Origin of the sequence: Pseudomonas neuropathica (assembly GCF_015461835.1) — a bacterium.
In the GTDB taxonomy this organism is placed as follows: Bacteria; Pseudomonadota; Gammaproteobacteria; order Pseudomonadales; family Pseudomonadaceae; genus Aquipseudomonas; species Aquipseudomonas neuropathica.
The window spans coordinates 76,703-90,748 of the sequence record NZ_JACOPX010000018.1 but is presented as its reverse complement, the minus strand read 5'-3'; the positions used below and the strand labels follow the sequence as shown (position 1 = coordinate 90,748).

Here is a 14,046-nt window from a genome sequence, read left to right as displayed (position 1 = left end):
CAGGACTTGCTTTTGCCTATCCCCATTCACGACCCACATCAGGCCCCCGGAGGCACCCTTAAACGCCTGCCGCTACGCAAAGCGGCTGTGCTGTTTATCGTTGCGGTGGGGTTGTGCCTGTCCGGTTTGCTGTACCTGCAACTGGAGCAGTCGCGACGCCAGGATCTGGCGGTGGCAAAAGTCGCGTCGAGCAACCTGACCCGGGCGATGGCCCAGCAGGCCGAGGACACCTTCCTGGCTGCCGATCTGGTGATGACCAGCCTGGTCGACTGGATTCAGGAGGACGGTTACGGCGCCGCGCAGAAGCCGCGTCTGCAGAGAACCTTCGCCCGGCGCGTGCAGCAACTCGATCAGTTGCACGGCATGTTCCTGTTCGATCGTGATGGGCAGTGGGTGATCACCTCATTTACTGATCTGCCCCGTGGCAATGGCGTGGCGGACCGCGAGTATTTCAAATTCCACCAACAGAACGCTTCGACGCTGGCGCACATCGGGCCGGCGATTCGCAGCCGCGAGAACGGCGAGTGGATCATCCCGATTTCCAAACGCCTCAATGATCACGCCGGTAATTTTCAGGGTGTGTTGCTGGCCGGGATCAAGATGTCGTACTTCGACCGCTTCTTCGAGAGCTTCAGCCTCGATGACCAAGGCATCATGTTTCTTGGCTTGAGCGACGGCACTTTGCTTGCCCGCCGTCCGTTTGATGAAAGCCTGATCGGCACGTCGCTGGCGCAAGGACGGATTTATCGCACGTTGCTGCCCGAGGCGGCAGCCGGCACGGCGATGATCAATTCGGTGGTCGATGGTGTTGTGCGTTTGTACGGTTATCGACGCTTGTCGGCGTATCCGTTGGTGGTGTCGTCTGCGACCTCGCGCGACACGATTCTCAAGGGCTGGTACGAGCGTGCGTTCCAGTCGAGTGTGATTGTCGCGCTGGTGATTCTCGGCGTCGGCCTGTTTGGCTGGGTGTTCATTCATCAGGTGCGCGACGGCGAACGGATCGAGAAAAACCTGCGCAAGGCCCAGCGCGCACTGGAGCAGATTGCGACCCACGACAGCCTGACCGGATTGGCCAATCGACGTTTGTTCGAGCGTTCGCTGGAGACCGAATTTGCCCGGGGCGCGCGGCAGGTCAGTCCGGTCAGCCTGATCATGCTCGATATCGATTTCTTCAAACGCTACAACGACGCCTATGGCCACGTCGCCGGGGATCACTGTCTGACCCAGGTTGCTCAGGTGCTGCGGGCGTGCTGTCAGCGCAAATCCGATCTGGCAGTACGTTACGGTGGCGAGGAGTTTGCGGTGCTGTTGCCGGACACCGACATCAACGGCGCGCTGGCAATTGCCGGGCAGATTCGACGCAGCGTGATCGACAAGCACATCACCCATAGCGGCTCGCCGACCGGGTATCTGACGGTGAGTCTGGGCTGCTATTCATTTATCCCGAGCGGCAATGACAGCCTGGAAGTGTTTATCCAGCGCGCCGATGCGGCGCTGTATCAGGCGAAAAATGCCGGGCGCAATCGCGCAGCGGTGTTGTCGCTGGACAGCGGCCTGGCCGAATTGATGCGTTCCGATCGCTGATCCATACGCTGACACAAACCCTGTGGGAGCGAGCTTGCTCGCGAAAGCGCAGTGTCAGGCGATGAAAATGTTGGCTGATCTACCGCCTTCGCGAGCAAGCTCGCTCCCACAGGGATTTTCATCAGGCCAAGGTTATGTGAATACCCAAACAATCAAGGGTCTTCACCACGGATGGCTCTTGTTCGTTCATCCGCCCGTGCCACCGCCCGCACCGCCAGTCCCGCCGCCGGCCGAACCTGTGCCGCCGCCAGCCCCCGAACCCGAGCCGCTCGCGCCACCATTGGTGCCAGTCCCGGAACCCATCCCCGAAGAACCGCTGCCACCGGAAGGCGCCCCCGGCGTGTTATCTGGCGGCGTGGTGGTGCTGGTCGGGCCGCCGGATTTGGTACCGGTGGCGTCAGCGCCATCATTGGCGGCGAAGCTCGCGGTCGATGCCGTGGCCAGCAGCCCGGCGAGTAATAACGAAGTGAGTTTGCGCGTGATCATGATCCGTCTCCACAAAGGGTCTGTACCTGATATTGGTCTGACGCGCAGAACCCTTGGTGCCGGGTAGCTGACGAGCGGTCAGCAGCGAAACCGAGTGGCCTCCTGATCTTCGGCAATATTGGCTATTTGCCGGACCGGGTGTGAGGGCTAACGTAACCACACATTCACTTGCTACCCGGAGCTACCATGCAACCTCGTGCCGATTTCTACACCGCTTCCCCAGACGCCTTGAAAGCGATGATGGCTTTGGAAACGGCGGTGTCCAAACTGCCGCTGGAAAAGACCCTGATCGAACTGGTCAAGCTGCGCGCTTCGCAAATCAACGGCTGCGCGTTCTGCATCGATATGCACACCACCGATGCGATCAAGGGCGGTGAAACCCCGCGTCGGCTGTTCGCGGTCACCGCCTGGCGGGAAGCGCCGTTCTTCAGCGACCGCGAACGCGCCGCGCTGCTGTGGACTGAATCGCTGACCCAACTGAGCCTGACCCACGCACCGGACGAAGATTACGACGTGGTTGCGGCGCAATTCACGCCCAAAGAAATGGTCGACCTGAGCGTGGCGATCAACACCATCAACAGCTGGAATCGTTTGGCGGTGGGCTTCCGTAAAATCCCACAAGCTTAAGCCTCAACGCATAACTCCTGTGGGAGCGAGCTTGCTCGCGAAAGCGATGTATCAGTCACTAAATTGTTGCCTGACACACCGTATTCGCGAGCAAGCTCGCTCCCACAGGTGGCGGTGGATAGTTTCAGATTAGGCATCAATGCCCATCCGCACTCGGCGCCGCCGGTGGTTGCACCTTGCGCATCAAGGGCACCATCGCCGTGGCGATAACGAAGCACGCCCCGATCATCAGAAAGGTATCGCCGTAGGTCTGCGTTTGCGCCTCACGGTAGGTCAGCAACCACAACTGGCGCAGGCTGGCGGTGACGCCGACGTCGCCGCTCTGGCCCAGATTCGCCAGGTTGCCGCCGACCTGAGACAGCCACTGATTCATCGCTTCATTGCTGCTGTTCAGATGTTCGGCCAACCGCGTGAAGTGCAGGTTGGTGCGGTCATTGAGAATGGTCGCGCACGCCGCAATACCAATCGCCCCGCCGAGATTGCGCATCAGGTTGAACAACCCTGACGCATGCTTCAAACGTGCAGGCGCCAACCCACCCAAAGTCAACGTCACCGCTGGTGGCACCGCCAGTTGCTGGGCAATCCCGCGCAACGCTTGCGGCAGCATCAATTGCCCCGCACCCCAGTCGTGGGTGATCGGGCTGAACTCCCACATCGACACCGCGAACAAACCCAGACCGATCATCATGATCCAGCGCAGGTCCATGCGATTGGCCAGAAAGGCGTACAGCGGAATCGCCATGATCTGGAACACGCCAGTGGAGAAAACCGCCAGACCAATGTCCAGCGCGCTGTAGCCGCGTACCCGGCCGAGGAACAGCGGCGTCAGGTAAATCGTCGCGAACAGACCGATGCCGGTGACAAACGAAAAGAAGCAACCGAGGGCGAAATTGCGGTCCTTCAAGGCGCGCAGATCGACGATCGGATTGGCCACGTGCAGGGTGCGGCCAATGAACGCCAATCCTGCCAATCCACTGATCCACGCGGTGGTCAGAATGGTCTGGTCGCTGAACCAGTTCCAGCGCGGGCCTTCTTCGAGGGTGTATTCCAGGCAGCCGAGAAACAGCGCGAGAAACACCATGCTCAGATAGTCCGCGCCTTTGAGCAGCGACAGTTCCGGCTGGTCGATTTTCACCAGCATCGGCACTGCCACGGCAACGAAAATCCCCGGCACCAGGTTGATATAGAACAGCCAGTGCCACGAGGAAATATCAGTGATCCAGCCGCCGATCACCGGCCCCATGGTCGGCGCCAATGACGCGACCGCGCCGATGGTCGCGGCGGCGATTACCCGCTGTTTACCGGTGAAGAAAAAGAACGCCGTGGTGAACACCAGCGGGATCATCGAGCCGCCGAGAAAACCTTGCAGCGCCCGAAAGGCAATCATGCTCTGGATGTTCCAGGCCACGCCGCAGAGCAGGCTGGCGAGGGTGAAACCGACCGCCGACGCGCAGAACAACCAGCGCGTCGAGAACACCCGTGACAACCAGCCCGACAGCGGAATCACGATGATTTCGGCGATCAGATAACTGGTCTGCACCCACGCGGTTTCGTCGGTGCCGGCGGACAGTCCACCGCCGATATCGCGCAGTGACGCCGAGACAATCTGGATGTCGAGCAGCGCGATGAACATGCCGATGCACATGGTTGCGAAGGCGAACACCTTGGTCGCGGTCGCCATGTCCGCCGCGTTGAACGGTTGCGCCGGGGCGGCGAGGGCGGTGCTCATGGTGCGACAGCCACGGCGCTGGTTTCCGGTTGTGCACGGGTGTCGACTTCCGCCGTTACCGACAGGCCCGGGCGCAAGTGCCCGAGTACGCCGTCAGCCGGGTCAAGGAGGATCCGTACTGGCACGCGCTGGACGATTTTGGTGAAGTTGCCGGTGGCGTTTTCCGGTGGCAGTACACTGAATTGCGAACCAGTGGCGGGGGCGAGGCTGTCGAGGCGGCCGTGGAATTCCTGTCCGGAAAGGACGTCGGCGCGGATGCTCACGCGTTGCCCGGGTTTCATCCGCGCCAGTTGGTCTTCCTTGAAATTGGCATCGACCCAAAGGCCGCTGGCCGGCACCACCGACAACTGTTGCGAGCCGGCCTGTGCATAGGCGCCAACCCGTGCGCGGCGATTGCCGATCACGCCATCGACCGGCGCGCGCAGTTCGGTGTAGCCGAGGTTCAGTTGCGCCAGATCGCGTTCGGCGCGGGCTTGTTGAAGGGCGGCGCGGGCCTGTTGTTTTTGCGTATCGATCACCGCCAGTTGGCGTTGCGCGGCGAGCAGTTCGGCCTGGGCGCGGGCACTGAGGGCTTGCGCTGTTTTGAAGGTCGCGTCGGCGCGTTGTGCGCTTTCCACCGACACCGCATTGGTCGTCACCAAGCGTTTGTAGCGCGCGTTGTCATCCCGCGAGCGTGCGGTTTCTGCGCCAGCGGCGTCGATGCCGGCGCGGGCCTGACCGATCACCGCTTGTTGCAGTTGTTCGGTGGCGTCGAGGTTGGCCAGCAGGGCTTCTTCGGCAGCAACGGCGCCTTCGGCTTTGGCGAGGTTGGCGCGATAGTCGCGGGCGTCGAGGCGGATCAGTACATCGCCGGCCTTCACGTGCTGGTTGTCGCTGACCAGCACTTCGTCGATGTAACCGGCGACTTTCGGGCCGATCACCGTGACGTCGCCACCAATATAGGCATCGTCGGTTTCTTCAAGAAAACGCCCGGCACCCCACCAATGCACGGCGTACACACCGGCGAAGATCAGCGCGAGCAATCCGGCGCCCGGAAGCAAAACGCGTTTAAGCAGGGACGGCTTGGTCTTTACCACAACAGGTTCGAGGGTGGGCATGCTGGTCATGGCGGATTACCTGCGTAAGCGGATCGTTATTACGGCTGTAATATGACGCAGGTAATATTTAGTGGCAAATTATTTCTGATGCCAATCGTCAGTTGTTCACTTGAGCCAGTGGCCCGGTGTGCTGCCGGTCATGGTTTTGAAGAAGGCGACGAAAGCGCTGTCGCTGGCAAAACCCGATTCGAACGCGCAGTAACTCAGGCTGCGCCCGGTGGCGAGCAATTCCATTGCGCGCATCAAGCGCCACTGCTGGCGCCATTGCTGATAACTCATGCCGGTTTCGCGCTGGAAGATTCGCCCGATGGTGCGGCTGCTGGCGCCGACCTGCTGCTCCAGCACTTGCAACTCCGGAGGCAGACGTTCAGGCGTTTTCAACAGGGGTGCCAGGCGCTTGTCCTGAGGTAACGGCAGCAGCATCGGTTGCTGCGCCGCTTCAGCGATTTCGCTCAGACACAGGCCGAGCAGGTGGGAGAGTTTGCCTTGCTGCCAATCGCTGGCGAAATCCGCCAGCGCCATCGGTTCCAGCACCGCACGTAACAACGGGCTGACTTCAATCACGCAAACCTGCTGCGGCAGTGCGCTGCACAGTTCGGCGATCAAGTAGATCGAGCGGTAGTCGACGCTCTGTTGCATCACCGCGCGATGGCTGACACCCGGTGGAATCCACGCCGCCCGCGACGGCGGTAGCAGGCACAGTTGCTGCGCCAGGGTAATCCGCGTGCAGCCTTGGCGCGTGTACAGCAGTTGGCCGCGTTGATGACGGTGCAGACCGGAATCGTGATCGCCCAAGGTCGAGGCGATACCGATCACCGGTGCGTCATAGCGATCTGCATCAAACGTTGCGTGGGCGTCGAGCCAAGCCATGGGTTGTCCGGTTTCAGCGATAAATTGGCAGGATCTGGATAATACGCCAGTCAGCGATTCTTAAACTCCTCGGCGGTTTATGAGAGGAGTGATGAAGCATGAACAACAGACATTTCTTGTGGCTGGCGATTGCGCTGCTGATGTTTCCGCAGATCGCGCAAACCCTGTACAGCCCGGCGCTCGGTGATATCGGGAGGGTGTTTAACGTTGGCCCGCAAGCCGCCGCGCAGACGTTGTCGGTGTATTTCCTCGCGTTTGCCGTCGGGGTGGTGGTGTGGGGGCGTTTGTGCGATCGCATCGGTCGACGCCCGACGATGCTCGCGGGCCTGGCAATCTATGCAATTGCCACGCTTGTAGGCCTGCGGGTCAGCAGTTTCAACGGTTTGTTACTGGCGCAGATGTTGGCGGCCTTTGGTGCGGCGGTGGGGTCGGTGGTCACGCAGACCGTGTTGCGTGACCGCTTCAACGGCACAGAACTGGCGCAGGTGTTTTCCCTGGTGGGCATGGCGCTGGCGGCCAGCCCGGCGCTTGGCTTGTTCACGGGGGCCAGTCTGGTTCAGGCCTTCGGTTATCGCGGTGTGCTTGGCGCGTTGCTGTTGCTGGCCACGTTGTTGTGGTTATGGAGTTGCTACACCTTGGCGGAAACCCGGCCAGCGCCGACTGGCCATGTTGCTCTGTTCAAAACGCTTGGGCGCATGTTGCGTGACGCGGATATCTGGCGCTCGGCGCTATGGATCGCCTCATTCAACGTGGCGCTGTTCAGCTATTACAGCCTCGCACCGTTCATTTTTCAGCGATTGGGCGTCAGTGCCAGCGGGTTCGGCTACAGCGGTGTGATCCTCGCGCTGGGCTCAGGTTTTGGAGCATGGCTCAACCGGCGTTTATTGACGGCCGGGTTCAAGGCATTGCAGTTGATTCGCCTCGCGGCTGGCATCGCCTTGCTCGGTGGCGTGGGCGTGTGGTCGCTGCAAGGCGGTGTCGCGTTCGTCCTGCCGATGCTGTTGGTGGTATTGGCGTTCGGCTTGGCGATCCCGAACATTCTCGGTTCGGCCCTCGCCGATTACGCTGATCGGTTGGGCACCGCCGGGGCGTTGCTGGGCTTGATGTATTACCTGCTGATCGGCGCGGGGCTGATGCTCGCCGGCTGGTTTCAGGCCCTCGGGGAAACCCTGATAACGTGCAGCGCCGTGGCCTTGCTGCTGACAATAAAGCCAGGCAAAGCAATTGTTTAAGAAATGTAAGCGTTGTAGGACGCGTCTTGCTTTTGTGTGGGATGGCTCCGACTATCACGATCATTGATGACATGGCATTACGCCATTTTATGATCGCAAGGAAGTTGCGTGCCGTTTCCGTTTCGCGCTGTTTTTCGTCGTTGTTCCACGCGCTGCCCGCTGTTGTCGGCCTTTGTGTTGAGTGTCTGTGCCTCCTCGATTGAAGCTGCCGAACCTGTCGCGCCGGGCCAGGAAGTGCTGCGCCAGCAGCAACAGCAGCAGCGCGATCTGCAACAACTGCAACTTGAGCAAAGAAAGCGGCAACTGGAACGCGGCGCGTTCGGCCCTGCGCCGGTCACTCCGGCCATTCCGCCAACCGTCTCCCCCGATGAACGTTGCTGGCCGTTGAGCGGTGCGCGCATCGGCGGCGTCACGTTGATCGACAGCGACCAGCTCAATGCACGGATCAAGCCGTTGTTGGCGCCGTGCATGGGCGTCGGCCAGATCAATCATCTGCTGGCCACCATTACCGCGAGCTACGTCGACAAGGGTTACATCGCCAGTCGTCCGTATCTGCTCAGCGCACCGGCAGCGGGGCAGTCGCTGGATATCCGCATTGACGAAGGCTACATCGAGTCCATCGAACTGGCGGATCAGAGCTTGCCGGTTTCATTGGGCGGTGCTTTTCCGAACATGCTCGGCGAGCCGCTGAATCTGCGCGATCTGGAGCAGGGACTGGACCAGTTGAATCGTCTGCGCTCGATTGATCTCACCGCCGACATCGCCCCCGGCAGCCAGCCCGGTGCCTCGCGGATCATCCTGCGGTCGCGCACCGCCGCGCATTCGCGCTGGGCCTTGAACGCGGGTATCGACAACCTCGGCAGCGCCAGCACTGGACGTGATCGCGACACCGTCAGCCTGAGCCTCGACAGCCCACTGCAACTCAACGACTTGTTGAGTCTCAGCGCCAGCGACACCCTCAATCAGGGTGACCGCTACAGCCGCAACGCCAGCCTGTATTACGCGATCCCTTACGGCTACTGGACCTACAGCGTGTTCGCCAGCCACGCCGAATATCGTGCGCCGTTCAAACTGCCGAGCGTGACCTTTCACAGCACGGGCATCACCGATCAGGTCAGCCTGCGCGCCGACCGTGTGTTGTGGCGCGACCAGAGCCGTCAGCTCAGCGCCAACCTGCAACTGGCACACAAAGATGTCGACAGCTACTTGCAAGACGTTCGCCTTGGCATTCAAAGCCCGACCCTGACCGTGGCCGAGGCCGGGCTCAATCTGTTCTGGCTCGACCGCGCGGTGTGGAACCTAGACGTCAATTACGCCCAAGGCTTGCGCTGGTTTGGCGCCGACGATGACTCACAACATCAGATCAACAACCTGCCCAAGGCGCAGTTCCGCAAGTACCGCGCCGGCCTCAGCCAATGGCGCAATGGCCAGTTCGGCGCGCAGGCCTGGCAGTGGCAGAGCCAACTCAATGTGCAATACAGCCCGGACCCGTTGCCGGCCATCGAACAGTTGCTCGGCACCGACGACTCGGCGGTGCGCGGCTATCGGGTCAGCAGTGCCTCCGGCGCCAGCGGCGCGATCTGGCGCAACACCTTGCGCCTGCCGCTGCGCAGCGAATGGCCGTTGCAGATCACCCCGCGGGTGGGCCTCGACCATGGCTGGATCAAGGCTGATCACGGTGCGCAGGGGCAACGCCTGAGCGGTGCCAGTGTCGGTCTGAATCTGGGCTGGAAGAACCTGCAAGTGGACGTCGATTACCAGCGCGCCCTCAACACCCCGAATGGTCTGCAGCACGAGCCTGAAACCTGGCTAATGCGCGTGGGCCTGCAAATCTGAACAACGCAGTGAACAAACAGCCGTCGGATCTGAGCGCGTCAGCCACGGCCAAGACTAAACGCGCAACGTGATGCCGTACTCACATGGAGACGTTTTTATGCCAGCACACACCTTTGCATTTCATCTTTCCCCTCGGGGCAAATTGCGCTGGGCGATTGCCAGCCTGTTCTTCGCCGTGCACCTGCCGAGCGCGATGGCCGGCGGCGTCGTGGTCGCACCGGGGCCCGGCGGCACCGCGCAATTGCAGACCCAGGGCGGTGTGCCCATCGTCAACATCGTCGCGCCCAACGGTTCGGGCCTGTCGCACAACCAGTTCCTCGACTACAACGTCGATCGCCAGGGCCTGGTGCTGAACAACGCCTTGCAGGCCGGGCAATCGCAACTGGCCGGGCAACTGGCGGCTAACCCGCAATTGCAAGGGCAGGCGGCGAGCGTGATCCTCAACGAAGTGATCAGTCGCAATCCGTCCGCGATCAACGGTGCGCAGGAAATCTTCGGCCGCGCAGCCGATTATGTGCTGGCCAACCCCAACGGCATCTCGGTCAATGGCGGCAGCTTCATCAACACGCCGAACGCTAATCTGGTGGTCGGTCGCCCGGAATTGAATGACGGCAAACTGCAAAGTCTGAGCAGCCGCGATGCCAGCGGTCAGTTGCAGATTCAGAGCGGTGGCCTGCGCAACGGCGAGGGCTCGATCAACCTCATCGCGCCGCGTATCGACAGCCAGGGCGCGATCACTGCACGCGATCAGTTGAACCTCACGGTGGGACGCAATCAGGTCGATTACGCCAGCGGTCAGGTGAAAGCCGTGGATCCGGCGGGCAACACATCTGATCAACGCATCGACGCCAGCCTGTTCGGCGCGATGCAGGCCGGGCGAATCAATATTGTCAGCACCGCCGAAGGCGCGGGCGTGCGGGTGGGCGCGGTGCAAGTCGCCGGGCGTGACGGCGTGCAGATTCGCTCGGCCGGTGACTTGAGTGTCAGCGGTGAAGCCGTGGCCAACAGCCTCGACGTGACCCGCGCCGGTATCCGCAGTAGTCAGGGCGACGTCGGCTTGCACAGCGGCAAGGATCTGACGTTGGCCGCTGCTGATGTCAGCGCTCGCGACGTCACTGTTGAGGCGAAACGCAACCTGACTTTGTCCACGGTCGAAAGCCGCAAGCTTCAGGAAAAGCGCGAAAACTGGAACAACAGCACCATCGGCATCACCTGGGAAACCTACGACCGTACCCAGACCGATAGCGAATCCCGTCAGCACGGCAGCCAGATCATTGCCAGCCGCGACGTCAAACTTGCCTCCGGCAAAGACACCGAACTGAAAGCCGCCAAGGTCGAAGCCGCGAAGCAACTCGACGTGCAAAGCGCTGGCGATTTGCGCCTGACTGCCGCTACCGAAAGCCACACGCAGACCGATCAAGGCAACCACCGCAAACACCTGTGGAAAGCCGACTGGAACAGCAGCAGCGAAGAACAGCGCAGCGTCACCAGCCAGTTGAAGGCCGGCAATATCGCCCTGCAAACCGCCGCATTGTTGCGCTCCGAAGGCGCCGAGGTGAGCAGCGCCGGCGACCTGAAACTGGCCGGCAAACAAGTGGAAATCAGCACCGCCACACGCACCGATCGCAGTAGCGATAATAGTTACTCCGGTGACCTGGTCGGCGGTGGTTTCTTCGGCAAGACCGGCGATGCCGATAAGGGCAAGACCCAGCATCAGGGCAGCAAGGTCAACGCCAACGGCAAGTTGATCGTCAAGGCTGACGACGTGCGCATCAGCGGCAGCCAGGTGCGTGGCGGCAGCGACGCCAGCGTGATCAGCGACAAGGGTTCGCTGGTGATCGATGGCGTGCAGGACACCTCGCACAGCAACAACCACGACAAGGACAGCAAGTTCTTCGGCATCAGCAAGGACGAGTCGCGGCAGAACAGCAAAGACAGCAGCACCGTGCGCAGCGAACTGGTGTCCGACAGCAACCTCAAGCTCAAGAGCGCCAAGGACATCGAGGTGGCTGGCTCGACGGTCAAGGCTGACGGTGCGCTGACGGCCGACGCGGCAGGCGACGTCAATGTGCATTCGGCGCAGAACACTCACGACAGCACTGACACCACGCACACCCGTGGCTTCGATGCGTACGCCAAAGAGCAGACGCCGGAACAATACCGCGCCGGGATTCACTACGAAGACAAACAGCAAACCGTCACTAGCAACGACGTCACTCAACAAGGTTCCAGCCTCAGCGGCGGCAGTGTGCAGGTGAAGGCGGGCGGTGACGTTACGCTCAAAGGCGCAGAGGTGAAATCCACCGCTGGCGACACGACATTGAGCGGCCAAAACGTGTCGTTGCTGGCCGAAGCTGACAGCCACAAAACCTCCACCGACACCTCCAGCACCGGCGGTGGTTTCTACTACACTGGCGGCCTCGACCGTGCTGGCAGTGGCGTCGATTTCGCCCACAGCACGGCGCAGGATTCCACCAGCAAAACCACCGCGCAAACCAGTAGCGTACAGAGCAGCGGCAGCCTGACGATCAATGCCGACAAACTCGCCACCGAGGGCGCGCAGCTCAAGGCCGGCAATGGTCTGAACGTCGCCGCCAACGCGATCGACAACCGTGCGGCCAGCAACACTGACAGCAGCACGCATAGCGAGAGCAACTGGTCGGCGGACATCGGCGCCAACGTCGAATACAAGGACATCGCCCGGCCGATCGCCGGCGCGGTCAAGGATGTGCTCAACGGCAAGGTGCCGGACAAGGACGCACTGGCCAATCTCGGTCAGCCGAACGTTGGTATCGACGTCGCAGTCGGTCACGGCAGCGCCAGCAAAACCGAGCAGAACAACAACGCAGTGGTCAGCCGTTTTGACGGCGGCACCGTCGATGTGAAAGCCACCGGCACGCTGCACGACCAAGGCACGCAATACAACGCCAGCGCCGGCGAAGTGAACATCAGCGCTGACCAACTGCTTGCCGATGCCGCCAGCAACACACACAACAGCAGCGCTAACGCGGTGGATGCCAAGGTCGATGTGCGCGTCTACACCAAAACCGGTGAAGACGTGAACGTCGCCGGCAGTGGCGCGGGTGGTAGCAGTGCGTCGAGCAAGGACAGTTCCACCGCCGTGGTCGGCGCTTATGCCGGCAGCCAGGGTGTGAACATCAAGGTCGGTGGCGATGCGCAGTTCGAAGGCAGCCGTTTCGATGGCGCGCAGGGCGGTGTGAACATCAACACCGGTGGTGATCTGGCGCTGAATCAAGCCAATGACCGTCAAACCAACAATGACACCAGCCTGCGCGGCAATGGCTCGCTGACGGTCGGCACCTTGCCGGGCACCGATGGCACCAATGTCGACCTCGGCGCCGGTTTCCAGCTCGATCACACCGGCAAGCAGAGCACTGACACCCATGCCCATGTGGCGAGCATCAGCGGCAACGGTCCAGTGCAACTCAGCAGCGGCGGCGATCAAGTCCAACAAGGCAGCAAAATCGACAGCGCTGGCGCCATCGATCTGCACGCTGACGGCAAGCTCGACCTGCAAGCGGCCACCGACACCCACACCGCCAGCGGCAGTAATCTCGGCGGTGGTTTGAAGGGCGGCGGCAGCAAAACCAGCAGCGAGAAGAGCCGTGATCAGGGTGGCAATCTGAGTGGCAATTTCAATATCGGTCGGGTCAACGAGGATTCGAAAACCCTCAGCGGTGGCCAGCTCAACAGCCAGAACGGTATCGCCTTGAGCGGTGACTCGATTCACCTGCAAGGCACGCAAGTCAGCGCGCCGAACGTCAGCATTGATGCGCAGAAGGGCGGTTATGTGCAGGAGTCGGCGCAGTCCACCGACCAGCGCAATAACTGGAATGTCGCGCTCAACGCCGGCGGCAACCTGAGCAGCAAAACCCCGACTGCCAAGGATGAGAAGGCCAGCAGCGATCACGGCTTCAACGCCGGGGCCAAAGCCGGCGTGGATTACTTGCAAGGCAGCACGCAGCAGAACAGCCAGATCAAGGCTGACAGCGTGGTGTTGAACAGCGCCGGTGACGCACGGCTGGCGGGTGCGCGGATTGACGCGAAAACTGTCAGCGGCAAGGTCGCGGGTGATTTGACCGTCGAGAGCCGTCAAGACTCGAGCAACCACGCCAAGGTCGATGTCGATCTGGGCCTGACCGCGAAGAAAAACCCGCCGAGCGACAAGGAGAAACTTGCCGGCACCGATTACAAGCCGACATTGAAAGCGCAGGGTGAGTATGCGCATAAGGACGGCGTGGCGCAGGCCTCCGGGATCAGTGCCAACCAAAGCGTGAATCTCGCGGTCGGCGGCGCCACGCAACTGACCGGTGCGCGGATTTCGGCGACGCAAGGGAAGGTCGATCTGGGTGGTTCGAAGGTCAGCAGTGCTGATCTGAGCAACCGCGATTATGGCGTGAAGGCAGGCCTGGATCTGCCGCATAAAGCCGAGGAAAACGCACCGAAGGTTTCCCTGGAAAACGGCAACCTGAAAGTCGGCCCGGTCACCTTGAGCGGGCATCTGGACACCCAGACCCTGCAAGCCGGGATCGACGAAAAAGGCTAAAACAAACGGTAGTGGATG

The 14,046-nt window shown here is 61.4% G+C and carries 9 protein-coding genes; 5 read left to right on the top strand and 4 right to left on the bottom strand.

Features of this window, described 5'->3' with window-relative positions:
- Positions 1-12 precede the first annotated feature (12 nt).
- Complete coding sequence (locus H8F23_RS24150) at positions 13-1,584, top strand: sensor domain-containing diguanylate cyclase (protein ID WP_194936057.1); 1,572 nt, start codon at positions 13-15, stop codon at positions 1,582-1,584.
- Between the two features lie 186 nt (positions 1,585-1,770).
- Here the strand turns inward: H8F23_RS24150 and H8F23_RS24145 are convergent, their stop codons facing one another.
- Positions 1,771-2,070 (bottom strand): hypothetical protein, encoded by a 300-nt coding sequence (locus tag H8F23_RS24145; RefSeq protein WP_194936056.1) that lies wholly within the window; start codon positions 2,068-2,070, stop codon positions 1,771-1,773.
- A gap of 186 nt (positions 2,071-2,256) precedes the next feature.
- Between H8F23_RS24145 and H8F23_RS24140 the strand changes: the two genes are divergently transcribed.
- Complete coding sequence (locus H8F23_RS24140; protein ID WP_095050559.1) at positions 2,257-2,697, top strand: carboxymuconolactone decarboxylase family protein; 441 nt, start codon at positions 2,257-2,259, stop codon at positions 2,695-2,697.
- A gap of 136 nt (positions 2,698-2,833) precedes the next feature.
- On the opposite strand, the gene H8F23_RS24135 is transcribed toward H8F23_RS24140, so the two are convergent.
- From H8F23_RS24135 to H8F23_RS24125, 3 genes are all read right to left on the bottom strand, one after another.
- Complete coding sequence (locus H8F23_RS24135; protein ID WP_194936055.1) at positions 2,834-4,426, bottom strand: DHA2 family efflux MFS transporter permease subunit; 1,593 nt, start codon at positions 4,424-4,426, stop codon at positions 2,834-2,836.
- Positions 4,423-5,532: an HlyD family secretion protein gene (locus H8F23_RS24130; protein ID WP_194936054.1), complete on the bottom strand. Its 1,110-nt coding sequence runs from the start codon at positions 5,530-5,532 to the stop codon at positions 4,423-4,425. Before H8F23_RS24130 ends, H8F23_RS24135 begins: the two co-directional genes overlap by 4 nt.
- A gap of 96 nt (positions 5,533-5,628) precedes the next feature.
- Complete coding sequence (locus tag H8F23_RS24125) at positions 5,629-6,393, bottom strand: AraC family transcriptional regulator (RefSeq protein WP_194936053.1); 765 nt, start codon at positions 6,391-6,393, stop codon at positions 5,629-5,631.
- A 98-nt stretch (positions 6,394-6,491) separates the two neighbouring features.
- Between H8F23_RS24125 and H8F23_RS24120 the strand changes: the two genes are divergently transcribed.
- The 3 genes from H8F23_RS24120 (at position 6,492) to H8F23_RS24110 (ending at position 14,028) form a co-directional block, all read left to right on the top strand.
- Positions 6,492-7,625, top strand: coding sequence for an MFS transporter (locus tag H8F23_RS24120; RefSeq protein WP_194936052.1), 1,134 nt, complete (start codon positions 6,492-6,494; stop codon positions 7,623-7,625).
- 108 nt (positions 7,626-7,733) lie between these two features.
- Positions 7,734-9,461 carry a ShlB/FhaC/HecB family hemolysin secretion/activation protein gene (locus H8F23_RS24115; RefSeq protein ID WP_194936051.1) on the top strand — a complete coding sequence of 576 codons (1,728 nt, stop codon included), beginning with the start codon at positions 7,734-7,736 and terminating at the stop codon, positions 9,459-9,461.
- A gap of 97 nt (positions 9,462-9,558) precedes the next feature.
- Positions 9,559-14,028 carry a hemagglutinin repeat-containing protein gene (locus tag H8F23_RS24110; protein ID WP_194936050.1) on the top strand — a complete coding sequence of 1,490 codons (4,470 nt, stop codon included), beginning with the start codon at positions 9,559-9,561 and terminating at the stop codon, positions 14,026-14,028.
- Positions 14,029-14,046 lie beyond the last annotated feature (18 nt).

Excerpts from the sequence above, each read along its gene's own strand:
- H8F23_RS24120 (WP_194936052.1), top strand. The coding sequence starts at position 6,492 with ATGAACAACAGACATTTCTTGTGGCTGGCGATTGCGCTGCTGATGTTT.
- H8F23_RS24110 (WP_194936050.1), top strand. The coding sequence starts at position 9,559 with ATGCCAGCACACACCTTTGCATTTCATCTTTCCCCTCGGGGCAAATTG.
- H8F23_RS24140 (WP_095050559.1), top strand. The coding sequence starts at position 2,257 with ATGCAACCTCGTGCCGATTTCTACACCGCTTCCCCAGACGCCTTGAAA.
- H8F23_RS24135 (WP_194936055.1), bottom strand. The coding sequence starts at position 4,426 with ATGAGCACCGCCCTCGCCGCCCCGGCGCAACCGTTCAACGCGGCGGAC.
- H8F23_RS24130 (WP_194936054.1), bottom strand. The coding sequence starts at position 5,532 with ATGACCAGCATGCCCACCCTCGAACCTGTTGTGGTAAAGACCAAGCCG.
- H8F23_RS24125 (WP_194936053.1), bottom strand. The coding sequence starts at position 6,393 with ATGGCTTGGCTCGACGCCCACGCAACGTTTGATGCAGATCGCTATGAC.
- H8F23_RS24145 (WP_194936056.1), bottom strand. The coding sequence starts at position 2,070 with ATGATCACGCGCAAACTCACTTCGTTATTACTCGCCGGGCTGCTGGCC.